The 21,993-nt window shown below is 55.3% G+C and carries 26 protein-coding genes; 16 read left to right on the forward strand and 10 right to left on the reverse strand.

The features are described 5' to 3' along the window. Positions 1–114 precede the first annotated feature (114 nt). From prfH to IEW12_RS04200, 5 genes are all read right to left on the reverse strand, one after another. Positions 115–747 carry a peptide chain release factor H gene (gene prfH / locus IEW12_RS04180; RefSeq protein WP_188564700.1) on the reverse strand — a complete coding sequence of 211 codons (633 nt, stop codon included), beginning with the start codon at positions 745–747 and terminating at the stop codon, positions 115–117. Next, positions 747–1,940 carry an RNA ligase RtcB family protein gene (locus IEW12_RS04185; RefSeq protein WP_188564701.1) on the reverse strand — a complete coding sequence of 398 codons (1,194 nt, stop codon included), beginning with the start codon at positions 1,938–1,940 and terminating at the stop codon, positions 747–749. Before IEW12_RS04185 ends, prfH begins: the two co-directional genes overlap by 1 nt. A gap of 385 nt (positions 1,941–2,325) precedes the next feature. Next, entirely contained in the window at positions 2,326–3,105 is a 780-nt protein-coding gene (locus IEW12_RS04190) for a hypothetical protein (RefSeq protein ID WP_188564702.1), read from the reverse strand. Positions 3,106–3,294: 189 nt separating this feature from the next. Next, the gene (locus IEW12_RS04195) at positions 3,295–4,581 is read right to left on the reverse strand and encodes an alkaline phosphatase family protein (RefSeq protein WP_229750908.1); all 1,287 of its coding nucleotides are present in this window, start codon (positions 4,579–4,581) and stop codon (positions 3,295–3,297) included. Positions 4,582–4,861: 280 nt separating this feature from the next. Further along, complete coding sequence (locus IEW12_RS04200; RefSeq protein WP_188564703.1) at positions 4,862–5,173, reverse strand: BON domain-containing protein; 312 nt, start codon at positions 5,171–5,173, stop codon at positions 4,862–4,864. A 389-nt stretch (positions 5,174–5,562) separates the two neighbouring features. On the opposite strand from IEW12_RS04200, the gene IEW12_RS04205 reads away from it, so the two are divergent. Together IEW12_RS04205 and modA are read left to right on the forward strand one after the other, a co-directional pair. Continuing rightward, on the forward strand, positions 5,563–6,609 hold the full coding sequence (locus IEW12_RS04205; protein WP_188564704.1) for a fumarylacetoacetate hydrolase family protein: 1,047 nt from the start codon (positions 5,563–5,565) through the stop codon (positions 6,607–6,609). A 7-nt stretch (positions 6,610–6,616) separates the two neighbouring features. Further along, positions 6,617–7,381: a molybdate ABC transporter substrate-binding protein gene (gene modA / locus IEW12_RS04210; protein ID WP_188564705.1), complete on the forward strand. Its 765-nt coding sequence runs from the start codon at positions 6,617–6,619 to the stop codon at positions 7,379–7,381. A 68-nt stretch (positions 7,382–7,449) separates the two neighbouring features. On the opposite strand, the gene IEW12_RS04215 is transcribed toward modA, so the two are convergent. After that, the gene (locus IEW12_RS04215; protein ID WP_188564706.1) at positions 7,450–8,076 is read right to left on the reverse strand and encodes a trimeric intracellular cation channel family protein; all 627 of its coding nucleotides are present in this window, start codon (positions 8,074–8,076) and stop codon (positions 7,450–7,452) included. A 126-nt stretch (positions 8,077–8,202) separates the two neighbouring features. Between IEW12_RS04215 and IEW12_RS04220 the strand changes: the two genes are divergently transcribed. The 5 genes from IEW12_RS04220 to IEW12_RS04240 all read left to right on the forward strand — a co-directional run bounded on the left by IEW12_RS04220 (position 8,203) and on the right by IEW12_RS04240 (position 11,410). Beyond that, positions 8,203–8,664, forward strand: coding sequence for a DUF2946 domain-containing protein (locus IEW12_RS04220; RefSeq protein ID WP_188564707.1), 462 nt, complete (start codon positions 8,203–8,205; stop codon positions 8,662–8,664). 199 nt (positions 8,665–8,863) lie between these two features. Continuing rightward, positions 8,864–9,457, forward strand: coding sequence for an SCO family protein (locus IEW12_RS04225; RefSeq protein ID WP_188565647.1), 594 nt, complete (start codon positions 8,864–8,866; stop codon positions 9,455–9,457). 78 nt (positions 9,458–9,535) lie between these two features. Next, complete coding sequence (locus tag IEW12_RS04230) at positions 9,536–10,006, forward strand: copper chaperone PCu(A)C (protein ID WP_188564708.1); 471 nt, start codon at positions 9,536–9,538, stop codon at positions 10,004–10,006. A gap of 124 nt (positions 10,007–10,130) precedes the next feature. Then, on the forward strand, positions 10,131–10,334 hold the full coding sequence (locus IEW12_RS04235) for a hypothetical protein (RefSeq protein WP_188564709.1): 204 nt from the start codon (positions 10,131–10,133) through the stop codon (positions 10,332–10,334). Positions 10,335–10,420: 86 nt separating this feature from the next. Further along, complete coding sequence (locus IEW12_RS04240; RefSeq protein WP_188564710.1) at positions 10,421–11,410, forward strand: BMP family lipoprotein; 990 nt, start codon at positions 10,421–10,423, stop codon at positions 11,408–11,410. 88 nt (positions 11,411–11,498) lie between these two features. Here IEW12_RS04240 and IEW12_RS04245 read toward each other — a convergent pair whose 3' ends face one another. Next, positions 11,499–12,650 (reverse strand): ABC transporter substrate-binding protein, encoded by a 1,152-nt coding sequence (locus IEW12_RS04245; protein WP_188564711.1) that lies wholly within the window; start codon positions 12,648–12,650, stop codon positions 11,499–11,501. A 560-nt stretch (positions 12,651–13,210) separates the two neighbouring features. Here IEW12_RS04245 and IEW12_RS04250 point away from each other — a divergent pair. Beyond that, positions 13,211–13,561, forward strand: a complete 351-nt coding sequence (locus IEW12_RS04250; protein ID WP_188564712.1) for a hypothetical protein — start codon at positions 13,211–13,213, stop codon at positions 13,559–13,561. 138 nt (positions 13,562–13,699) lie between these two features. Beyond that, a complete protein-coding gene (kdsA, locus tag IEW12_RS04255; protein ID WP_188564713.1) occupies positions 13,700–14,551 on the forward strand; it encodes a 3-deoxy-8-phosphooctulonate synthase in 852 nt (283 codons plus the stop codon). Between the two features lie 141 nt (positions 14,552–14,692). Here kdsA and IEW12_RS04260 read toward each other — a convergent pair whose 3' ends face one another. After that, positions 14,693–14,905, reverse strand: coding sequence for a hypothetical protein (locus IEW12_RS04260; protein WP_188564714.1), 213 nt, complete (start codon positions 14,903–14,905; stop codon positions 14,693–14,695). A 310-nt stretch (positions 14,906–15,215) separates the two neighbouring features. Between IEW12_RS04260 and IEW12_RS04265 the strand changes: the two genes are divergently transcribed. Further along, positions 15,216–16,241 carry a DUF4034 domain-containing protein gene (locus IEW12_RS04265; protein WP_188564715.1) on the forward strand — a complete coding sequence of 342 codons (1,026 nt, stop codon included), beginning with the start codon at positions 15,216–15,218 and terminating at the stop codon, positions 16,239–16,241. 49 nt (positions 16,242–16,290) lie between these two features. Here IEW12_RS04265 and IEW12_RS04270 read toward each other — a convergent pair whose 3' ends face one another. Then, positions 16,291–16,881 (reverse strand): DUF1579 domain-containing protein, encoded by a 591-nt coding sequence (locus IEW12_RS04270; RefSeq protein WP_229750909.1) that lies wholly within the window; start codon positions 16,879–16,881, stop codon positions 16,291–16,293. A 117-nt stretch (positions 16,882–16,998) separates the two neighbouring features. On the opposite strand from IEW12_RS04270, the gene IEW12_RS04275 reads away from it, so the two are divergent. From IEW12_RS04275 to IEW12_RS04300, 6 genes are all read left to right on the forward strand, one after another. Beyond that, a complete protein-coding gene (locus IEW12_RS04275) occupies positions 16,999–17,397 on the forward strand; it encodes a 2OG-Fe(II) oxygenase family protein (protein WP_188564716.1) in 399 nt (132 codons plus the stop codon). Positions 17,398–17,425: 28 nt separating this feature from the next. Continuing rightward, positions 17,426–17,740, forward strand: a complete 315-nt coding sequence (locus tag IEW12_RS04280) for a hypothetical protein (RefSeq protein WP_229750910.1) — start codon at positions 17,426–17,428, stop codon at positions 17,738–17,740. Continuing rightward, positions 17,737–18,921, forward strand: coding sequence for a VHL beta domain-containing protein (locus IEW12_RS04285; protein ID WP_188564717.1), 1,185 nt, complete (start codon positions 17,737–17,739; stop codon positions 18,919–18,921). Before IEW12_RS04280 ends, IEW12_RS04285 begins: the two co-directional genes overlap by 4 nt. Positions 18,922–18,978: 57 nt before the next feature. Then, positions 18,979–19,599: a hypothetical protein gene (locus tag IEW12_RS04290; RefSeq protein WP_188564718.1), complete on the forward strand. Its 621-nt coding sequence runs from the start codon at positions 18,979–18,981 to the stop codon at positions 19,597–19,599. Between the two features lie 156 nt (positions 19,600–19,755). Continuing rightward, positions 19,756–20,418, forward strand: coding sequence for a thiol:disulfide interchange protein DsbA/DsbL (locus tag IEW12_RS04295; RefSeq protein ID WP_188564719.1), 663 nt, complete (start codon positions 19,756–19,758; stop codon positions 20,416–20,418). 101 nt (positions 20,419–20,519) lie between these two features. After that, on the forward strand, positions 20,520–21,398 hold the full coding sequence (locus IEW12_RS04300; RefSeq protein WP_188564720.1) for a phosphatase PAP2 family protein: 879 nt from the start codon (positions 20,520–20,522) through the stop codon (positions 21,396–21,398). A 76-nt stretch (positions 21,399–21,474) separates the two neighbouring features. Here IEW12_RS04300 and IEW12_RS04305 read toward each other — a convergent pair whose 3' ends face one another. Further along, positions 21,475–21,966, reverse strand: a complete 492-nt coding sequence (locus IEW12_RS04305; protein WP_188564721.1) for a hypothetical protein — start codon at positions 21,964–21,966, stop codon at positions 21,475–21,477. Between the last annotated feature and the right edge of the window lie 27 nt (positions 21,967–21,993).

The raw sequence follows: 21,993 nt of genomic DNA on the forward strand, positions 1-21,993 counted from the left end.
TATATGCGTAACGGTGGACCTTTACTGTCAACCGTTGGCACCCCTGCTGCGTTTGTGGAAAACGCCGTGCAGGAGCGTAAAAGCCCGAATTAAGTGCTTTGACTGCCTATTTTGCTAAGGGATTTTCTCCTTAAAACCAGGACCCGTAAAGACACGGCGCGCATTTCCCCTCTCCGTCTGTAGATGCTGCCGGCGCCGTTCCGCTTTACCTTGCTCCCGCTCTGTTTTTGCCAATTCCGCCAATTTGCCAGCCAATAGTTGCCCCGCAAGGCGTTTATTGGCATGCTGGCTGCGCTCGGTTTGCACCTTGACCGACAGGCCCGTTGCAATATGAGTAGCCCGTATCGCACTATCGGTTTTGTTCACATGCTGGCCGCCGGGGCCGGACGCGCGCGTTGCCTCGTAGCGGATCTCGCTATCCGGCAGCGGTGCTAAAGGCAGATAGACCGCACAGCCAAGGAACCAGTTCTTGCGCTTGTGCCCGGGGCGATATGGGCTTTCGCATATCCATAGCAAGCTGCCGCACCAGCGCTCGGCGAACAGTCGCGCAGCGGCCCCATCGGCAACACTCTCCACGCAGAGCAATACCGAGCGCAAGGTCCCGGACACCGGGCCATCCACCTGCTCCAGAATACTGAGACTCACCCCCTCCTTGCCTGCCTCATGCTGCACTTGTCGCAGCGTTTTATATACAGCCAGGCAGCATTCTGCGGGCCCTGTATTGGCAGTGATTTGCATCCATATCATCAGCAGCACTCCCCACGGGTCTTGTAAGTCAGCACCGGTTTGCTACGGGTCAGCACGCGCACCAGGCCTGCACCCAACAGGCTGTTCAGTACGCTATCCACATTCTTATACGCTTGCGGCGCTTCTTCGTAGATCAAGGCACGGTCTTCGCAAATGACACGACTGCCCAGTATGGTTCGTTCAAGCTGGGCAGGAGTGGCGAGCTTGTACAGCCTGTCCTTGCAATCGGAGCGCTGCCACTTGCGGCCTGCACCGTGTGCCAGCGAAGCCAGGCTGGTATCTGCATGCGCATTAACAGGCTGCATCAGATAGCTATAGTCTCCGCGCGAACCGGGCAGCATTACCAGCCCCTTGTCAGCAGGGCTGGCACCCTTGCGATGTAGCCAGCCAGCCTCGCCCGCAATATCTTCCTTGCTGACCAGGTTGTGATGCACATCGAGTATCAAATCAGCGCTGCAGTGCAGCCGCCTGAAAAAGCGCATTGCAATCAGTTGGCGGTTCAAGCGTGCAAACTGCAAGGCAGCATCATGGCGGCGCAAATAGGCGGTCGCCTCATCGCTGGCGTCCCGCAAGCCTGCGTGGCCGACTGCATCGACATGCTCACGCAAGATCGCCTGCCCCAGTCCACGTGAGCCGCTATGCACCAGCAATTGCACCTGTTTCTGCTGCAATCCGGCTTGGCACACTACCTTCTCATCATGCACCTGGTCAATCACCTGCAGTTCAGCGAAATGATTGCCGCCACCTATGGTTCCCAGAGAACGCAGGTCGGCGATATCCAAGCCCGCTGCGCCCATAGCTTCTTTCAGCGCTTCCAGGCGCATGTTTAAAGCGAGGTCCAATTCCTCCAGTGCCGACCACTCCTCGGCATCAATGCCGCTATCCAGGTTACCCAGTTGCCTGTCGAGTTTATCGAGCTTTAATTTTCCGATGACAATATCGGTCTGCCACAAGCCCATGCCGCAGCCTATGTCATTGCCGACCAGCGCCGGATAAAAGCGTTCTTTTGAAAAAAATGCCGCACCGACAGGGTAACCGCGGCCCGGATGCAGATCCGGCAAGCCAACAACGCGCAGCATGCCGGGAAGTTCTGCCGTAGTCTTAAGCTGCTGTAGCGCAGCGTCTTCAAGCCACAAACGGTCTGATGCGATCACGGAGACGCGATCAGACAAATGACGAATAAAATTGCCCATGAAAGGAAATTCCTAAAACTAGAGAAAGGAATGGGCACTGAAAACGCCGGCAGCCATGGCAATAGCCGCAGTATGCGTTTAGGGAACTTTACAGAGGGACTTGCACTACAGAGCAGATGTGCGCAGGAAGCGCCACATCAAAAACTCATCGCAAGAATCGGAAAGCCAGGCCCAGGAAAGAAGTCGCGTTGTTCGCGTTACTGATACTGCGCATTGTCGTACTCCTTTCGTTCGGCTTGGTTTATAGGAAGGCCAATCTTAAATCACGCGTCACGCCCAATGCAAGAAAAGTTTAGGGCTCTTGCCCAGCCTGTCGCATTTTGGCATCTGCGCTGCTTGAATCTGATAGCCGGTGATTGAAGAATAATCGAGGCAGTCCCGGTATTTAGAAGAGGTTTTTGTCCCTGGCTACCGGCGTAAATAAGCTCTTCAGCGTATCGGCGACGGTTTTGGCGGGCAAGTTGCCAAGCTCGGTCCTGACTTTTTGCCTGCGCGCCGAACTCCACTCTGCAATCGAAATGCGTGCTTCTTCGGGGTCGATCGCCAGCACGGGCGCCACATCCGGCCTACCCGTGCTTGAATCTTCGGCGATGTTGCCAACGCTGCGCACCGCCAGTACTTTGGCCGTCGCACAATCAAACAGTATCACTTTGGCGATCACGTGCATGGCCGAGATATGGGAAGCCGGCGTATCCCTGGTATAGATGCCCGCCCCGCGCAGGCCGTGGCTGGTATTGGCAAGAAAATCCATACTGGTGCTTCGCCCAATAATCAGCAAGGCATCCAGGTTATTGCTGCGGCAATGCGCCCTGCCCGCGATCTGGATGGAACTCCATTCCGGGCTGGGTTCGCCGGGCTGATCCCAGGATTCAAGGATGTCGTTCACCGGCAAAAAGGAAGTGGGAGAATACGGCGACCTGGCCACGCTGAAATGAAAGCGGTTCTGCAACTCGGCGCCAAAAAGTTTTTCATAATGATCGTCAAGCTTCCAGTTGACGATATCAAGCTCTTCCTGCCCGCCGCCATTGATGCCAGAACTTTGCTGCACGAATGTCCGTGCTGCGACGGACACGACGGCCATGCGTTTGATCTTTAAGGTGTTACCCGGATTCAGCGAAGCCTGCTGGCTAGCACACCCGGCCAGCAGGACAGCGGCGCTGCTCATCAGCAGACAAGGAAGCAAACAGGCTAAAGATGAGAGCCGGAAGCGAGGTCGCATGAGCTGGGCTATGAAAGAAAAGCTTTACTGTGATGGAATTTACCTACCTTGTCAAACTTGCATAACTGGCGCAATGGCGGTGCTACAACGACGCGAGGGCGGCGAACGTGCAAGCATCCGCCAATACACTTCTTGTTACTGGGTGCCAGACGTTTTCAGCGCCGGCAACAAAGGCGTGATGCTGCCGTCATTGGCCAGCGGCTTTACACCTATCAGTGACATCACCATCGGGTACACATCCACATTATCAAAAGGCTTCAGCACTGTATGCGTGAACGCCGGGCCGGAAGCGATGAACAGTGCGTTCATTTCAGGTGCGGTATTGTCATAGCCGTGGGCGCCGCCATCACGCATTTTCTCCGCGCGCTCTTCATCGGGAAATATCATCCAGCCTACGTCAGCCAGGCAAAAGAATGGCGGTATGCGTGCATTATGGCCAAACTGGTAGCGCGCAGGGATATCTTCCTTGCGCCAGCACTGCATGTGCTGCTGCGGCTTCAGCAAGGCAGCTGCCAGGACAGCCTCCTTGCCGGGCTGGGCCTGTATGCCGCCGCTGGTGCCGTAAGTGATCGTACGAAAGCTGTCGGCGGGCGCAACCTGGTCCAGGCGTATCTGGCGCTGCTTGCTGATGCTGGCCATGCCGTGGTCGGATACAACGACGATATTGGCAACGATATTGCGCGCCTTCAGCCCTGCCAGCAGGCGGCCAATTGCCGCGTCCACTCGCGCGGCAGCTTCGCCTGCCTGCGGCGTATCGGGACCGAAATCGTGCCCTGCATGATCTACGTCATCAAAATACAGCGTATAAAAACCGTAATGCGATGGCGCTTTATCCATCCAGCCCAGCAAGGTATCCACACGCGTATCGGCGGGCAGCTTGCCGTCAAAAGGCAGCCATTGGCTAGGGCGCACGCCGTGGATATCTGCGTCGGTACCCGGCCAGAACAGCGTTGCGGTACGTACACCCTGCTTCTCCGCCGTTACCCATACCGGTTCGGCCTCATCCCACCAGCGCCGGTCACCTACTGCATCGCGGTCGCTGAGCTTGAAGCGTGGATTGGGAAGTATCCTCGCGTCTTCCATCGTATTGCCTATCATGCCGTGATGATCCGGCCTTAGCCCCGTCACGAGCGTGTAGTGATTGGGGAAGGTAATCGACGGAAAGGAAGGCAGCATCGCTTCGGCACGCGCGCCTGATGCTGCCAGTGCATTCAGGTTGGGAGTTACGCCGCGCGTCAGATAGTCAGGGCGAAAGCCGTCTATGGAAACCAGGATGACTGGCGGGCGGCCAGCAACCGCCTCCGCCGGAACAGGCTGCTGCGGTGCGATCTGCGCACACGCCGAAACAAAAAAAGGAACAGAAAGAACAAGCAATGCGCGCATGAGTTTGCGCGCATCAGAAACAGGAGTATGGCGAATCACGATGAAATCCTATGCAGGTGCGATAAATAGGCCGAATGATGGCTGCGGTGGCTTATGCATGGTCAATGCAGGGTCAATGCAGTCGCTGAAAAGGCGAGCAAATATATCAGGCTGGCGCCACTTATGCAAAGCCAAGAGGCTTTTTTATGCAGGGGCAGGATTGGCGTACCGGTGCCGCCGCTTTATCATCAAGCGGCAATACAAAGAAGATAGAAATGAAAGCGTACAAATAAAAATGCCCCGGCAAGCCAGGGCATTTTATGGAAGCGAGCGAGATGCGCTACTTCAGCCGCATGTCGTTCTTGACGGATTTAACGCCCTTCACGCCCTGCGTCACTTCCACAGCGCGCTTGATCGCCGCATCCGAGCTGACAAAGCCGCTCAACTGCACAACACCCTTGAAGGTTTCCACATTGATTTCGGCTGATTTGAGCATGGAATCACCCAGGATCGCAGCCTTTACTTTGGCCGTTACGGCAGTATCATCAAAATACTCTCCGGTGCCTTCGCGCGTGGCAGTGGATGCACAACCAAACAGCGATGCCAGCATCAGCGCAAAGAAAAAAGAAGTAAATATTTTGGACAATTTCATGGCAAAACTCCTTATGGGTCAGTGAAACACAATGTCGATAGAGCAGGTATAGCTGAATCAAACCGTTTGATCATTTTTATTTCTGCAGCAGATTCCGCAGCAGGCCAGGCTTCTTTGAACGAGCTGCCAATTGAATGTAGCTCTCATTCCAGATCAAGTCAAATGATGACCTATAGTAACCCCAGGCAACACTAGGCATCTGAAGGAATGCAAATTAGTCGCTTCCAAGCAACAAGCGGCAGTTTGGAACATAATAATCCGCAGGCACACGTCACGATGGTGCGATGGCAGTCTATAAAAAGAACCGGAGACTCCGACGTTGGCCTTTTCCAATCGCCTTCCCGCTCGAATAAACTGCAGCACTGCTGCGCCATTTGAAAGGACACACCATGACCACACGCCGCGATTTTCTTGCCTCCACAGGCGCCGCCGCTGTTGCCCCCTCCGTTGTCGGCATTGCCGCCGCCGGCATATCCAGCGATGTTTCCGCCAAGGAAGCTCCCGGTGGGAAATACAAAGGCCCGCATGAGATGCCGCGCAATGTGACGCTGGCTTCCATCGTCAACAAGGATGGCAGCGAAACCCTGGCCGTGAAAACCGATACCGGCCTGCTGGACGTAAAAGCGGCATCCCAATTGCTGGGCATCGCCACACCGCTTACGCTGGATGAGTTGCTGAAAGACGGCAATGCCGCCGGCCTGAACAAACTGATTGCCGCCAGCAACAGCCCAAAAGCCAAGGCCGCCTGGCTGGATGAATCCAAGATCACTTACGGCCGGCTGTTCACCCATCCCGGCAAGATCGTCTGCGTGGGCCTGAACTACAAGCGCCATGCACAGGAAGTCGGCATGCAGGAACCGCGCGTACCGCCGCTGTTTAACAAGTACAATAATTCGCTGGCGGCGCACCAATGCACGATCACGCTGCCGCCGAAAGATGTGGCCTACAAGTTCGACTATGAAACCGAATTGTTGATCGTGATCGGCAAGGCAGCACGCAACGTATCCGAAGCGGATGCGCTGAACTATGTCGCCGGCTATTGCACCTCCAACGATTTTTCCGCGCGCGACCTGCAACTGGAAACCCCGTCCGGCCAGTGGATGATAGGCAAGACGCTGGACAATTTTGCGCCTATCGGCCCCTACTTCGTGTCTGCAGACAAGGTCGGCGATCCGAACAAGCTGAAGATAGAAACCCATGTCAACGGCGAAGTACGCCAGTCATGGACTACCAGCGATTTCATTTTCAATACCCAGCAGATGGTGTCTTATATTTCCAAGCACTGGACGCTGGAACCGGGCGACATCATTTTCACCGGCACTCCGCATGGCGTGATCGCAGGCAAACCCAAGGACCAGCAAGTCTGGCTGAAGGCCGGCGATGAAATCACCAGCACGATAGAAAAGCTGGGGCAGCTCAAGTTCAAACTGGCCTAGGCGAGCGATGAACACGCCACTCAAGCTGGCAGCACGCCTGGGCGGTGTGCTGCTTGCCACATTGACCCTGCATGCAGGCGCGGCCGACCTGCGCATCTATAGCGCGGGTGCAGCCCAGTCCGCACTGAATGAAGCGGCAGCACGCTATGAACAATCTACAGGCCGCCACGTAGTCATCGAATATGCGCCGGTGGGCACACTGCTGCGAAGACTTTCCCAGGGCGCGCAGCAGGATGCCATCATCCTCTCAGCAGAAGCCATGGCCGAAGCTGAAACCAAAGGCTGGACCGTACCGGGCAGCAGCTTTGCATTGGGAATAGTTGCAGTGGGCATTGCCGTCAAAGAAGGTGCGGCAATGTCGGATATTTCCACGCCGGACACGCTAAGGCAAACCCTGCTCGCCGCCAGATCCATAGTCTATGTAGCGCCCGACAAAGGTACCAGCGGCAAGCATTTTGCAGAAGTGCTGCAGCGCATGGGTATTGCCGACCAGATGCAGGCAAAGACCATACTGGCAGAAGGCGGCTATGCGGTAGAGCCGGTGGCACGCGGCGAGGTGGAACTGGGTGTGCAGCAGATCACCGAGATACTGCCGGTAAAAGGCGCGAAGCTGGCGGGGCCCTTGCCCGCGCCCTACGGCAAGACCACCGTATATGCAGCGGCCTTGTCAGCCAATGCAAACAACCCCGATCTTGCCAGGGAGTTTTTCAACTATCTGCGCAGTGCAAGCGCACGCGCGATCTTCGTGGCCAAGGGGTTTCAACTGCCGTGACGATCAAAATTCAAGCCACATTATTTTCATTCTCAACAAATCGCTACCTCAACACTCTAGAAGATGCATTACCAACCATCAGCCTTGGGCAAATGCCAGCCCAGGAGCACGCTTGCCAGCCTCAACGCAAAGCAGGCGGTACCGCCTATCAGGGCGGAGGTCGTCATCGACAGCCCCAAGCGACGGCACGTCAGTATCAGGAAAGCGCCCAGGAAGGCGGCCGTGGCGTAGATATCAGAGTGCAGCACGGTCGGTACTCGTGCCAGCAAAATATCCTGTATCACCCCGCCACCTACGCCGGTGACCGTACCCAGCAGCATGGCGACAAAAGGCCGTATCATGTACAGCGTGGCCTTGCTGGTACCGGCAGCGGCGAACAGCGCCAAACCAGCGGCATCCAGCACGACCAGCAACATGCCCGGGATGGCCTGCACCGCATGATGAAAGATAAACGTAAGAAAGCCTGTGGCAAAAGTGAGCGCCGGATAGCGCCAGTCGCGTATCGCATTCGGCGGGGTTGCGCCTATTAGCACATCACGGATCACGCCACCGCCTAGTGCCGCCACAAAAGAGATCACCATCACACCCAGCAAATCCAGCCCGCCATGCATGGCTGTCATCGCCCCTTCTATCGCAAAGACAACGGTGCCGACCAGATCTGCAGCCAGGATCACGGATTCTATTTTTGGTTTCATATGCGTGCTTGTATGCTTATTTGTATCGATTTTCAATATGCAGCCCCGGTATTTTGATTGTGCTGGCCTGTAACTGAATTGACAAGTTTTAATTTGCCGCCTGTGTGCTTTTTGGCAGAGGGTGACGTGGGCGATTTGTTTAGCCGTTTTTATCAGCTCACACATATTCGCTATAATGCATGCATGGGATATTTTTTCAGACGAAGCAAATTACCGCTATGGATCGCTTATTTCGCGATCCTACTGAATGCGTTCGCCCCTTCGATTTCCTATGCCTTGGCCAGCAGACAGCCACCTGCCGGTCTGGGCGAGATATGCAGCACCAGCAGCAATAAGTCACTATCACTCACAGCTGCGATCGCCAAGCCTGAGTCCGGGAAATCATCACCGGACACCAAGCTGCATCATCTGGAACACTGCCCTTTATGCCTGAGCCATGCAGGCTCATTTGCGTTGCCGGTGAGTTTGCCGGGGCAATTCGCTCTTGGTATGGAAGCTGCCCAATTCCCTCCGCTGTTTTACCATTCGCCGGCACCGCTATTCTTGTGGTCGCAAGCGAATCCCCGCGCCCCGCCCTTCATCTCCTGATATTCGCTGCACACTGCCAGCTGTTTGGCGGCAGTGTACGCCTGCCTATTCCCGTCTGGCTTGGCCTGCCGTGGAACGGGGCTCCACATGTAAACACCCAATATCAGGAGGCAAATATGCCTGCAACAACTTCTACACTCAGTAACATCCGACCCACGCATCTTGCCTTCGCAAGCTCATTTCCTCGCGGGGAGCAATGATGGATCGCCGTTCTTTTATCACCGTCACTGGTCTCAGCCTGCTCACTTCAGTGACGCTGGCAGCTTGCAGCAAGCCGCAACCCAAGTTCAATGGCATAGACCTGACAGGCGCCGACTATGGCGCCGACTTCAAGCTGCACGGCTCAGACGGGCGTGAACATGCGCTGAGCGATTTCAAGGGCAAGTATGTGATGCTGTTCTTTGGCTTCACGCAATGCCCGGACGTTTGCCCTACCGCATTGGCGCGCGCAGTAGAAATTCGCAAGCTGCTCGGTGCGGATGGCGGCAAGGTACAGGTGCTGTTTGTCACCATCGATCCCGAACGCGATACGCCTGAGCTGTTGGCGCAATACATGCAGGCTTTTGATCCCAGCTTCCTGGGGCTGAACGGCACGGCAGAACAGACGGCCAAGGTGGCAGCCGACTTCAAGGTCTTTTACAAGAAAGTACCCAGCGGCAGCTCCTACACGATGGACCACACCGCCATCACTTATGTGTTCGATGCAGAAAACCGCCTGCGGCTGGCGCTCAGGCATGAACAGAGCGCTGAACAGTGCGCACAGGATTTGCGCAGCCTGATACAGACGGCCTAAAGACCAGATAAGACACAAGCTAAACACAAGGTAAAACGGCACAGCGCCGTTTAACTTTTCACCGATTGGAGATACACCATGAATTACCTGAAACAATTTTCCGCATCCGCCGCCCTGTTCCTGGCGGTGCTGGGTACCGCGCAGGCGCAAGTCAAGGTTGACAATGCATGGGTGCGTGCCACCGTGCCACAACAAAAGGCAACCGGCGCCTTCATGCAGTTAAGCTCCGCTAAGGATACGCGTCTGGTGGAAGCGAAATCTCCCGTGGCCGGCATAGTGGAAATCCACCAGATGGCCATGCAGGATAATGTGATGAAAATGCGGCAGGTAGCCTTCCTCGATATGCCGGCAGGCCAGGCGCTTGAACTCAAACCGGGCGGCTTTCACATCATGCTGATGGACCTGAAGGCCCAGGTCAAAGACGGCGACAAGGTGCCGGTTACTCTGGTATTTGAAGGCAAGGACAAGAAAAAGGAAACGCTTGAGGTCACCGCCATCGCCCGACCGCTGAATAGCAGCGCTGCCGATGCAAACTCGCACTCACACTAATTTTGCCGCTATTGCTGTTCTTGCCATAAAGGGACATAGGACAATTTGTCCTATGTCCCTGCCACTACTGCTCCCTTATACTTCATGCTTACTCTGGACAAGTGTTTTGCCTTTGCGGGGCGATATGAAATTATCCAATCTTCAAGTGATCCTGGCCTTGCTGGTGTTTGGCGCCGGCTTGATCTTTGCCGCCTATCGCTTTGCCCAGGAAATCGCATATATACCCAAGGGCGTGTCCATCTGGGATATCTGCACCTCAGACCCTCAAAAAAGCGCGGAAGCGCCCAAGGCTGCCGACCCGGCCTCGCTCCCGGCCAAATCTCCTTAGCTCTCCCACTCCCATGAATGTTGCCTTATCAATACATTCATGGCAATCTGAGTCTCATTCTGCCCTATCCTCAGGAAAGCGCCGCCATGAAGCTCAGTATCATCTGTCTTGCCCTTACCACCTTGGTGACCAGCGCCGCTCATGCGGCAGACTTGAAGCTGGCCGTTGTCTATGACGGCAGCAAGTTTGACCGCTCCTTCAGCCAGTCTGCCTCCGATGGCGTAGAGCGCTTCAAAAAAGAAACCAGGCTCCCTGTACTGGAAGCGCAAGTCAACAGCACCACGCAAAGCGAGCAAGTGTTGCGCAGCCTGGCCCGCAAGAATGTGGATATGATCGCGGTGATCAGCTTTTCCCAGGCGCAGGCGGTACAAACCGTAGCGGGCGAATACCCGAAAGTGAAGTTCGTGCTGATAGACGGTGTGGCCAAGGGCGATAATGTGAAGTCTGTGCTGTTCAAGGAAGAAGAAGGTTCTTACCTGGTCGGCGTGGCAGCAGCGATGGCGAGCAAATCCAAAAAGATAGGATTCATCGGCGGCATGGATATTCCGCTGATACGCGCATTTGCCTGCGGCTATGAACAGGGCGCAAAAGCCGTCGATCCCAAGGTGGAGCTAAGCCAGAACATGGTAGGCACAACGTCCTCCGCCTGGAATGATCCGGCCAAGGGCGGCGAACTGGCGCGCGCGCAGTTTGAACGCGGCGTGGATGTGGTGTTTGGCGCGGCGGGCGGCACCGGCCTGGGCATACTGCAAACCGCGAAAGAAAAAGGCCAGTTGGCAATCGGCGTCAACTCCAACCAGAACTACCTCTACCCCGGCACCATGCTGACATCAATGATGAAGCGGGTGGACAATGCAGTCTACGACAGCTTCATGCAACTGAAAGCCGGCCACTTCCAGAGTGGCGTCACCAGCGTGGGCCTGAAGGAAGGCGGCGTGGACTGGGCGCTGGACAAGGACAACCGCGCACTGGTTTCGCCCGCGATGGAAAAGCGCATCAATGCCGCGCGGCAGGACATCATCTCAGGGAAAATCAAGGTGATCGATTATCGGGCCGCGAATAGCTGCACGATTTAACGACTGCAGCAGATGCAGCGGGCTCCTCACTCCTGCTGACAAACCCGTGTTCACCGCATCGTCCGATGCGGTGAATCCGAAGCAAAACTTACCTCAGCACATAACCATCTTTGCCGATCACAGTCAGCTCTATGAAGCTGACGCCGTCACGGCTGGCTGGACCGTAGTTCAGCGATACGCCGCCCAGGTCGTAGCCACCCATGCTTTCCAGCGCGGTTACCAGGCCTTCACGCGTTGGCTTGGCGCCTGCCCTGCGCAAGCCTTCCACCAACACCTTGGCAGAGATAAAGCCCTCCAGCGTAGGATAAGAATCCGACAGTTCCGAGCGATTCTTCAGCGCAGTCACAAATTCCTTGGAAATTTTTGCACTAGGGCTGCGCGGATTAGGAAACACCTGCGTCATGCCCAGGCCGCGTGAATCCTTGCCCAGATCCTGCAGGAAAACCTGCGAGCTCACATTGGACAAGGTCACCAATTGCTGCAAACCGCCCGCTGCGCGGTATTGCTTGATGAAAGCGCCGCAAGGCTTGGCCGTGCAAAACAACAGTACCGCCTGCGGCTTGGCAGCAAGTATCTTTTGCACTGCGCCCTCCACCGCTACCGTGTTGCGTTCATAGTTGGCGATCAGCGGCTCAGGCAGCTTGTTCTTCTTGATCGATTCCTTCAATCCTTCCAGCGCATCCAGGCCGAAAGAATCGTTGGAAGCCAGCACTGCGATCTGCTTCAGGCCCATGCCGGACAACTGCGTCACTGCAGAGTGCACTTCTTCGCGGTATTTGGTGCGCACATTAAACAGGTAGTGCTGCATAGGCTCGTGCAGCGATGAGGCGCCGCTGACAGGTGCAATCAACGGTATCTTGGCTTCGCTGATCAAAGGCAGCGCCGATTCCGTCGTCGGCGTGCCGCGATACAGGAACAAGGCAAAGGCTTTCTTGTCGGCGATCAGCTTGCGGGTATTCTCTGCAGTGCGCTTGGGTTCAAAGCCGTCATCCAGTGATTCCAGCACGATCTTGCGGCCAAACAGGCCACCCTGCTTATTGATGATGTCAAAATAAAGCTGCGCACCGGCAGTCGCCTGCTTTACCTCTTCAGCGGCGGTACCGGTGAATCCGGCAGACTGCCCTATCGTGATCGTGTCTGAAGTAATACCCGGCTCTGCCAGGGCTGCGCTGCTCGCCAGCAAAGAAGCCAGGCCAAGGCCGGCGCCTGCGATCCAGGCTAATTTTGAATATGCTTTCATTTTTTCCATTGGTTTGAATGTGAAAATAGTGCGCCTGTGTCAAACCACTAAACTACCCAACCTCCAAACCGACGAAAGCCGCTGAAGGCCGTTGACAAAGCCGTCCCTTATTCTTATTGCGTCCCTCCATTGCCAGCCGGCGCCGATGCAGATACAAAGGCACGGCCAGCGGCATGAATGACCAGAGGCGCGACATACAACGAAGCGCACATACTTGGTCAATCCAGCCTGTAGCCGCCATGCGGTTTGATTTATCCCTCGTACAAGAGATAAATTATTTCCATATGGCAATATTCATAGTATATCTACCGCCCGGATAACGCAAGATAAGTGCTCGGGCAAGCATTGTGGCCGTCGCGTTTTGATGTATTTAAGACGAAAAAGCGATAAGGTCATGTGCAGGTCATAAAGCGAGGGATGCCGCAACTGGTGGCCTGGGCATATCTGAGCCGCCCCGCCTGCTTTGCGATAATTCAAACATTACCGTTGCGGAAACATAGTGGCTACGCTAAATTCCTCCATGCCCGCATCACCAACTCCATGAAATGCCATAGGGAAGCATGCCCCGTTATCTGCTGATAGCCGCCATCGGCTTATTTTTACTCGTCATCTTGAGCTGGACGGAAAAGTCGGGCCACCCCTTGCCGAAATGGGCCTGGATGACTATTTTGCTGCCGTTTTTATGGTTAACGTCGTCGGATGATGACGATTATTCCATCTTCGGCGACAGCAGCAATATCGTCTCAAACATTGTTTTTTTGATAGCAAGCGTCGCCGCGATGGGCTTAGGCCTGATCGCGCTTGCACTCAGAGGACAGGGTTCGCTGCTTGAGATATTCGTCTTCATGCTACCTGTGGGCGTGCTGCTATTCCTCTTCGTAGTCGCCAAGGCCTGGTTTGATTCCAAATAAGGGGGCGGATCGAAGTTGGCCGCCGCCGGGAGTTTTTCTACCCGCGGACGGTTTAAATGCGTTCCAAAAAGAGCGCAAATTGACATCCTCCATTAAAATCTATGTCTTACGAATGCAATTTGACACCAAGGAAAATACTTGAGCACTATTTCAATCACTCCATCCATTCATGTCAGCAACCAAAATACCTTCGTATTATTCGGCGGCATCAATGTTCTTGAATCCAAAGACCTGGCATTGCGTTCGGCCGAAGAGTATGTGCGCGTTACCCAAAAACTGGGAATTCCCTACGTCTTCAAAGGCAGCTTCGACAAAGCCAACCGCTCATCGATACACTCTTATCGCGGTCCGGGGATGGAAGAAGGCTTGAAAATACTGGAAGCAGTCAAGACAACCTTCGGCGTACCCGTCATCACCGATTTGCACGAACCCTGGCAGGCACAGCCGGTGGCGGAAGTGGCAGATGTCATACAGTTGCCGGCTTTTCTCGCGCGCCAGACAGACCTGGTCGTAGCGATGGCCAAAACCGGCCGGGTCATCAACATCAAGAAACCTCAGTTCCTGAGCCCATCCCAAGTAGCGAATATCGTCGAAAAATTCAAGGAAGCCGGCAACGACCAGTTGATCCTGTGCGACCGGGGCACCTGTTTTGGCTATGACAATCTGGTTGTGGACATGCTGGGTTTCAGCGTGATGAGAAAAGTAACGGGTGACTTGCCCGTCATCTTTGACGTAACCCACTCGCTGCAACAACGCGAAGCAGGCGCCACAGCATCCGGTGGACGCCGTGCACAGGTGGCCGAACTGGCACGCTCCGGTATTGCGCTAGGTATGGCTGGCTTGTTCCTGGAGGCCCATCCAGACCCATCACAGGCAAAATGCGATGGCCCAAGCGCGCTTCCACTCGATTTGCTGGAACCGTTTTTGGCGCAACTGAAGGCGCTGGACGATTTGGTCAAATCATTCGCGCCGTTGCAGATACCGGCTTAATAGTTTGCAACAGAGGCTGATCCGCACTTCAGCCTTGTTTAACGCCGCGTAAAACAAGCCGCCTAAGGGGCAGACACATGTCTGCCTCGCCCATTCCTTCAATCAAAGACGGCATATACAGCCAAAAACGGCCAAACACCGTCATCCGCGGCGCGCCATCTCAATCACAAGGCTGGCTTGCTCATCCGCCTCAATATCCTGGCAAGCCTTCTGGTACACCAGAGAACCTATCACCATCAGCGGATACAAATCCGCATCGCTCAGTTTGCCGGACAGATCGGACAGCCGTTGAGCCCAGATCCCCGCCAGCTCTACATGCGTAGGCAGCTCTCCGTGGAATCTCGGTGTCATCATGATTCTTAGAATTTCTGCAGTGGTCATCATCATCTCCAGAAGCAAGTCTTGAGCTTACTGGTTTTATGTCCTGAAGCAAAAAAGAGAAGCTTCTTAAAATGTTAAGCAATGTCAAAAAATTGCGATGCAGCATTTAACATTTACTATCCCTCCTGCACCCACGCAACTACCTCAGCCCGTTGAGTACATGCCGATGGAATGCCCCCATCTACAGATGCGGATGCCCGCGCGTCAATTCCGATCAAGATGTTGCTTTGTCAATTTCATTGTGGCAACATTACTTATCGTCGTCTCTCCATCCCAATAAATAATGAAAACAAGACTCGCCTTGCTTCTAGGCATATTGCTACTTCCCCTATTTCTTTCAGGCGTCGTTTGTGCAGGCGAACTGGAAGAACGCGCAAGCCTGCGCCAGGAGGTAAAGCATCTCTTTGAAAAGGAAGAATTTTCCCAGCTGGAAAATATGGCCAATGAGCAGCGCGACTCCGGTTCGCGCACCTCAAGCGGCGTCTGGGACCTGACGACTTTCTATCTAGGCATTTCATCCCGGTTTTGTTGCCTCAAAAAAGATGAGAAAGCCTGGAAGCAGGCAGAACTGTCGCTCAAGAAATGGGAGGCTGCCTATCCCCGATCAAGCACAGCGCAATTGGTACATGCAAAATTCCTGATCAGCCGTGGCTGGCGTATTCGAGGGGAAGGATACTCGAATACCGTACGGGATGAAGACTGGAAACCCTTTCTTGAATACATGGAAAAAGCACGTGTCTATCTGGAAAAACACAAAAAGACGGCATCCGCAGATCCCCATTGGTATGAATTGATGGAGATGATTGCGCGCGTCCAAAGCTGGCCGGAGCATAGATTTCAAGCGCTGATCTCGGAGGCAAGCACGCGCTACCCGCTGTTCTATCAGCTCTACTTTGCGGCGATCGATTACTACGTGCCGAAATGGGGCGGAAGCGCTGAAGCTGTGGAGGCATTCGCCAGACAAGCAATGGAAAAAACAAAAGCGCAGGAAGGCTTTGGCATGTATGCGAGGATCTATTGGTACGCGGCCCAGACTCAGTATTATGACGAGCTGTTTTCAGATACCCTGGTTGATTGGCCCACGATGAAACTTGGCATTGACGACGTTCTGGAGAAATATCCCGACCAATGGAATATCAATAATTTCACTAAATTTGCCTGTATGGCACAGGACAAGGAAAAAACCGCGTCCCTCGCCGACAGAATCACAGGCCCTGCCATTTTGGAAGTTTGGGGGCAGCCGGGGTATCTGGCGCAGTGCAAACGCTGGGCCAACGGCGATCCAAATACGACATGGCCTAGCCGATAAAGCCCTGCGCTAGCTCGCGGGTGCCCATCTCCACGGCCCCGCGCAAAGCCTACTTCATGGGAACGGCACCAGCCGCCGGCCAGTCGGTATCGCCTATCCGTTTCAATGTCATTTCAAAAAAACGGAACGGCTCCTTGCCGACGACGACGCGGTCGCCTACCTCATGCAGCACGCCATCCTTGACGGTGGCCTTATAGTGGATTGTCGTTCCCGGCCCTGCCGGGATGGTCCATTCATAGCCATCGGCACTGGGCACAATGGGAAAGTCGCCCGATTGCCCCATAGCATAGGAATGCAGCGTGTAAGCCTTGGTGGCAGGGTCGTAGGAAATGGTGCCGAAGGCATTGAAGCTGACGCGTCCATCCGCTTCGTAACCCCGCCCTTCTATCACCTTGACCGAGCCATCCAGGAAAGAGCCCATGCGTTCGGTTTGCGTAATATTGTGCTTTTCACCGGACGGCAAGATTGTCCATGCCGGGCCGCGCCAGATCCCATCCAGTATCGCCAGCGGCTGCATGGCTGCGCGTTGTGCCGCGATCAGCGCCGCAGAGTCCGGTCGCCCCTGGCCGTGTGCAGACATGGTCAAAACCAGGCTAGCCGCCATCAGTGCTGCCGGGATTAATTTTTTTGTAAACTGCATACTCGGTCTCCTTTGGTTTTATACCCCTCTGCAGGCAAATTTAATCTTTGCCTGCATGGGAAAGTGTTAGATATCTCATATATATTACTGTTCTTGATTATCACTTAGCAATGAAATATGACCGGCTCGTCCGCTTTTAGCAAATATCTGGCGCTGGCCTTTCGCTGGCAGCGCGGCCGCCAGGGCACCGGCTATGACAAGATGCTGCTGCTCACCGCGCCGTGGCCGCTACCCTTTGACAGCTACCTGATCCGCTATCCCGAAGGTTCCGAAATTCCGCCGCATACCGATCCGGTGCAGGCAGGCCGGCACTACCGCCTGAATCTCATACTCAAATCGCCGAGAGCAGGCGGCGAGTTCGTGTGCGCCACCCCTATCTACTCCAGCAAGCGCATCAAGCTATTCAGGCCCGATGCCTGCGAACACAGCGTAACGCGTGTGGAGGGCGGTAGCCGCTATGTGCTGTCGATAGGATGGGTAAGAGGCAAAGAAAAAGCCTCATCCAAAAAACCTTAAGAAACGCTAAGAAAATAGCCATCAGGAGTTGAATATTTCCATGCACTACCTCGCGCACTTCTTCGCAGGCGCCTTCCTCTGCAATTGCATTCCTCATGTGGCCTGCGCGCTGCAGGGCTCGCCCTTCCAGACTCCCTTCGCCAAGCCGCGTGGTGTGGGCAATTCCTCGCCCCTGCTGAACTTCCTGTGGGGCTTTTTCAACTTCGTGGTGGGCCTGTTTTTGCTTGCTGCATTCCCGATAGCGACTGCGCTTGATCCGGAATGTTTGCCCCTGCTGCTGGGCGCGTTCGCCATGGGCATTTATCTGTCGCTGCATTTTGGCAAGGTGAGGCAAAAGCCATGATCGCTAAACCTTCCTCACATCTTCGCAGTTTGCTGGCGGGCGTTGGCCTGGCTGTTGCCGCTGCTGCTCCCGCGCAAGCCCAAAGAGTCTCTGCTCCCCCTGCTCCATTGGTCGCCAAGCTGCACCTGTCGTCTGTTTATGCAAAGTACACCGACGTGGGCGGCTTTCCGGTGGTCGCCACTGCCAAGGTGTCGGACCATGCTGTCGCGGAAGCCGCTTACCTGATCTATCACATGGTGGGGCGGCGGCCCGATATCTTGCGTGCCATTGCGGATAAAAATATCCGTTTTGTCGTGATGGCGCCGTCGGAAATGACGACCGATGTGCCTGAGCACAGCGACCTCGCACCGAAGAGCTATTGGGACCGCCGCGCACGCGGCATAGGCGCTACGCCCCCACACCCAGCGACCAGCGCCGGCGAAGAAAACCTGCTGAACCTGCCTGGCGACCCGTATCCGGATGAAAATATCCTGATCCACGAATTTGCGCATACCGTCTATGAAGCGGGCATGGTCACGCTGGACCCCAGCTTTGACCGCCGCCTGCTGGCTGCCTATGAGCACGCCAGGGCAACAGGCTTGTGGAAAGGCACATACGCGATGACCAATCGCACAGAGTACTGGGCCTCTGCAGCACAATCCTGGTTTGATTGCGCTCGCGGACAAGATGAGGACCATAACGATATCCGCACCCGTGCCCAGCTCAAGGCTTACGACCCGGCCATTGCGGCATTATTGAAGGAAGCCTTTGGCGACGGCAAATGGCGTTATGCCAAACCCGCCTCGCGACCTGCAGGCGAGCGCAGGCATCTGGCCGGCTTTGATATCGCCAAGGCAGGCAGTTTTAGCTGGCCTGCGCAAATAGCTGCAAACGAAATTCCAGACTTGGGGCTGGGTGCTACGTCCGACAAAAACACGCCGTCGGCATCGCCGAGAAATTCCTCCGGCCCTAGCGGTATCTTTTTCATCAACCACCTGCCCGCCGTGGTTTCGATAGACTGGCTGGATTTTGACGGAAAACCGGTACACTACGCCGATATCAAACCGGGCGAACAATTTTTCCAGAGCACCTATGTCGGCCATGTGTGGAAAGTCTCTGCGGCAGGCCAGGTGCAGGGAACATTTGTGGCGCAAGAAGGTAACGGCCGTGTGGAGATCAATGCCAAGCAGCCGCAGTGGTAATCCCGCGATTGCAGTGGACTGAGAACTGAATATTGTGAATACGATCAAATACAGGCCATGACAGACCATGACGATTTCCCTAACCACGGACCAGAGGCGACCATGAAGAAAATAGTCCTTATCCTGGCATGTGCTTTTTTTGCGCTGCCGGCCTTTGCCGCCGACACACCGGCCGGCAAGCTGATTGACGACATGCAGGGCGTCTACAAGCATCGCTTTACCAGCGGCATTATCTCCCCGGGCAAGGCGCCTGGCGAAGCGGATGAGAAATATGAGGCGGAAGATATCATAGAGATCGTACCCTACGACGCTTCCCACATCTATCTGCGCGCCGAGCTGCAGTTTTATAACGGCCATAGCTGCAGCATCAGCGGTATCGCCGGCTATGAAAACGGCGCCCTCGTCTATCATGATCCGCAAAAGCCGTTGGAGGGCGAGCCTCACTGCACGCTGAAAGTGGAGTTAACCGACAAGAACCTGCGCCTGAGCGACAGGGCAAACCCGCAAGCACCCGCATCCTGCCGCATGTATTGCGGCGCTCGCGGCAGCCTGTCCGACTATTCAATAGCAAAGAGCGCCAAGCGCAAGATCCGTTATCTGGACAGGCTGAAGGCCTCATCCGAATATGCGCAGGCGGTGGAGGCGTTTAAAAAGCAGGCCCAGGCCACAAAGCCATGACAAACCACCAATTGCTGATTAGCGTGGGCCAAACCCGGCGGAGCGAAAATATACTGCCAATGGAACGTTTCCCACGGCTGCTTGTCGAAAACCCTTGCTATCACTAGTATCACTAACATAATTACTGAGTTACTCCCTACACTGACAAGGACATCCATGCGCATTTTCAGTATCGCCATCACCGCCCTGGCCCTCGCCGCCAGCACCGCCTTTGCTTCTCCCGCCAGCCCGAAGGACGGCGCAGACTATCAAACGCTGAAGTCTCCCCAGAGCAGCCAGACTGTAGGCAAGAAGATAGAAGTCATAGAATTTTTTATGTACCACTGCCCGGCCTGCAATGAGCTGGAACCCGCCTTGCAGGAATGGGTGAAGAAGCAGGGAGACAATATCGTCTTCCGCCGCATCCACGTGCCGCATACCGGCCCTGCAGATCCAGAGGCGCATCTGTTTCTTACCTTGCAGGCGATGAAGAATGAAGATGCGCTGCATGACAAGATAGAACGCACCTGGCATGTGGAACACCAGCGCCTGCTGACCGATGCCGACAATATCAACTGGGCCGCCAAGAACGGGCTGGACAAGGCCAAGTTCACTGAAGTCTACAATTCCTTCGCAGTCACGACTCAGCTACGCAACCTGGCACGCGTTGTCGCTGGCTACCAGGTGGACAGCACACCAACGCTGGTCGTTGATGGCCGCTACCTGACCAACCCGGCAATGGTGGACGAGGCAAACCCAGGTACACCACGCCCTACGCTGTATAAGGCAACACTACAGGTCGTTGATGCACTGATCGCCAAGGCGAAAGCAGCCCACTAGCAGACATCAGTGCCGGTGCTGGCCCTGCTGAAACTGCGGGCCGCACCCGCAAGCTCCGCCCCCCGGACCACAATCCAATAAAAAACCCAGTCGGCGCCAACATGACAGACCTGCTGCACAACATAGAATGGGTACTGCCGCTGCGCACGCCTGCACTGACCACACTGGCCTTTGCGCTGTCCTGGCTGGGGTATTCCACCTTCATCATGTTCTTCATGGCAGTGGGTTACTGGGCGCTGAGCAAGACCATTTTTTTCAGGGTGATGCTGCTGATCATGTTCAGCGCCCTGCTCAATGCCTTTGTCAAAGACCTGTTCCAGGACCCGCGGCCGCCGTTGGCGCTGCGGCTGGATGATCTGGTGGGCAATAGCTATGGCCTGCCCAGCGGCCATGCGCAACTGGCGGTGGTGATATGGATGTGGCTGGCTTACGAGATGAAGCGCACCTGGGTCTGGATAGCCTGTTCGCTGATCACATTGGGTGTCATCCTCAGCCGCCTGTACCTGGGTGCGCACGATCTGGAGGATGTGCTGGTGGGCGCTGCGCTGGGGGCCTTGACGCTGATCGCCTTCATCCAGATCAAGGACCGTAAATGGCTATGGCAAAGGCATCCGGCCTGGAGCATGACCGCAATTACGGCAGTGACCACGGCTGCGCTGCTGTGCTGGCCCAACAAGGCCGTGCCGCCGGATTATATTGTCACCATCGCCGCCTGGATGGCCGGCGGCATCGTGGGCCTGCATTATGAAGAGAAGCTGCTCGGCTTTAACGTCCTTCCGGCTTGCAGGAACAGGATACTGGCTGCGCTGACCGGTATTATCTCCTTTATCCTGCTGCAAAAAGTATTGAAGCTGGCAGACACGCTGCCGCTACCGGTATTGCCGTGGCAGCTCGTCAAAGGCTTGATCATCGGCTTCTTCATTGCGTGGCCTGTGCCGTGGCTGCTGGTGAAAATAAGGCTGGCGACCAGGCGGCGTTGAGCGTCAATCCGGCCCCAGCTAGAAAGGCAGATCAAGCGTGACTGGGCAACGCACTGATTGACTATACACAGACGGCCTATCGTTGCACCAAAGTCTGCAGATCATCGGCCAAGGCTGCACCCGGGCCGGTAACTATGCGGCTCGCGGCGCGCGACCAGGGCAGATAGACCAGGCCCGCCCTAGACCTTACGGCTGGAAAATCCTGGCCTTCAAAATTGGCGGTTCCCCATTCTGCGTCATGGCGGCGGCGTATCACCTCACCGATGTAGCTGCCAAAACTCTTGGACATCAACATCACTTCCTCATCCATCATATCGCCCTTGCGGGCCACATAGGACTGGTGCAGCTTGTCGAGGATTTTGCTGACGTCGTTGATGCTCTCGGCGGAATAGTTGAGGGAGACCCCAAACCGGCTCTTGGACACTTCGATGGCTTCAGACGCATACCGTTCCGCCATCCGCTTGATGGTGGGGTTTTCAATAAAAGGCAAGGGCTGAGCCTGCTGGGCTTCTGCAGACACAATGAAGCATGCCAGGAAAAATAGTACTACCTTGCGCCAATAGTTCATCCGACTTCCTATTTTGCGTCAGTGTAG

This window comes from Parundibacterium terreum (genome assembly GCF_014636315.1).
In the GTDB taxonomy this organism is placed as follows: domain Bacteria; phylum Pseudomonadota; class Gammaproteobacteria; order Burkholderiales; family Burkholderiaceae_D; genus Undibacterium; species Undibacterium terreum.

Bases quoted from the DNA above. Each gene is read 5' to 3' on its own strand.
- prfH (WP_188564700.1), bottom strand. From the start codon at position 747: ATGATATGGATGCAAATCACTGCCAATACAGGGCCCGCAGAATGCTGC.
- IEW12_RS04185 (WP_188564701.1), bottom strand. From the start codon at position 1,940: ATGGGCAATTTTATTCGTCATTTGTCTGATCGCGTCTCCGTGATCGCA.
- IEW12_RS04190 (WP_188564702.1), bottom strand. From the start codon at position 3,105: ATGAGCAGCGCCGCTGTCCTGCTGGCCGGGTGTGCTAGCCAGCAGGCT.
- IEW12_RS04200 (WP_188564703.1), bottom strand. From the start codon at position 5,173: ATGAAATTGTCCAAAATATTTACTTCTTTTTTCTTTGCGCTGATGCTG.
- IEW12_RS04205 (WP_188564704.1), top strand. From the start codon at position 5,563: ATGACCACACGCCGCGATTTTCTTGCCTCCACAGGCGCCGCCGCTGTT.
- modA (WP_188564705.1), top strand. From the start codon at position 6,617: ATGAACACGCCACTCAAGCTGGCAGCACGCCTGGGCGGTGTGCTGCTT.
- IEW12_RS04215 (WP_188564706.1), bottom strand. From the start codon at position 8,076: ATGAAACCAAAAATAGAATCCGTGATCCTGGCTGCAGATCTGGTCGGC.
- IEW12_RS04225 (WP_188565647.1), top strand. From the start codon at position 8,864: ATGGATCGCCGTTCTTTTATCACCGTCACTGGTCTCAGCCTGCTCACT.
- IEW12_RS04230 (WP_188564708.1), top strand. From the start codon at position 9,536: ATGAATTACCTGAAACAATTTTCCGCATCCGCCGCCCTGTTCCTGGCG.
- IEW12_RS04235 (WP_188564709.1), top strand. From the start codon at position 10,131: ATGAAATTATCCAATCTTCAAGTGATCCTGGCCTTGCTGGTGTTTGGC.
- IEW12_RS04240 (WP_188564710.1), top strand. From the start codon at position 10,421: ATGAAGCTCAGTATCATCTGTCTTGCCCTTACCACCTTGGTGACCAGC.
- IEW12_RS04245 (WP_188564711.1), bottom strand. From the start codon at position 12,650: ATGAAAGCATATTCAAAATTAGCCTGGATCGCAGGCGCCGGCCTTGGC.
- IEW12_RS04250 (WP_188564712.1), top strand. From the start codon at position 13,211: ATGCCCCGTTATCTGCTGATAGCCGCCATCGGCTTATTTTTACTCGTC.
- IEW12_RS04260 (WP_188564714.1), bottom strand. From the start codon at position 14,905: ATGATGACACCGAGATTCCACGGAGAGCTGCCTACGCATGTAGAGCTG.
- IEW12_RS04265 (WP_188564715.1), top strand. From the start codon at position 15,216: ATGAAAACAAGACTCGCCTTGCTTCTAGGCATATTGCTACTTCCCCTA.
- IEW12_RS04270 (WP_229750909.1), bottom strand. From the start codon at position 16,881: ATGCAGTTTACAAAAAAATTAATCCCGGCAGCACTGATGGCGGCTAGC.
- IEW12_RS04275 (WP_188564716.1), top strand. From the start codon at position 16,999: ATGACCGGCTCGTCCGCTTTTAGCAAATATCTGGCGCTGGCCTTTCGC.
- IEW12_RS04285 (WP_188564717.1), top strand. From the start codon at position 17,737: ATGATCGCTAAACCTTCCTCACATCTTCGCAGTTTGCTGGCGGGCGTT.
- IEW12_RS04290 (WP_188564718.1), top strand. From the start codon at position 18,979: ATGACAGACCATGACGATTTCCCTAACCACGGACCAGAGGCGACCATG.
- IEW12_RS04295 (WP_188564719.1), top strand. From the start codon at position 19,756: ATGCGCATTTTCAGTATCGCCATCACCGCCCTGGCCCTCGCCGCCAGC.
- IEW12_RS04300 (WP_188564720.1), top strand. From the start codon at position 20,520: ATGACAGACCTGCTGCACAACATAGAATGGGTACTGCCGCTGCGCACG.
- IEW12_RS04305 (WP_188564721.1), bottom strand. From the start codon at position 21,966: ATGAACTATTGGCGCAAGGTAGTACTATTTTTCCTGGCATGCTTCATT.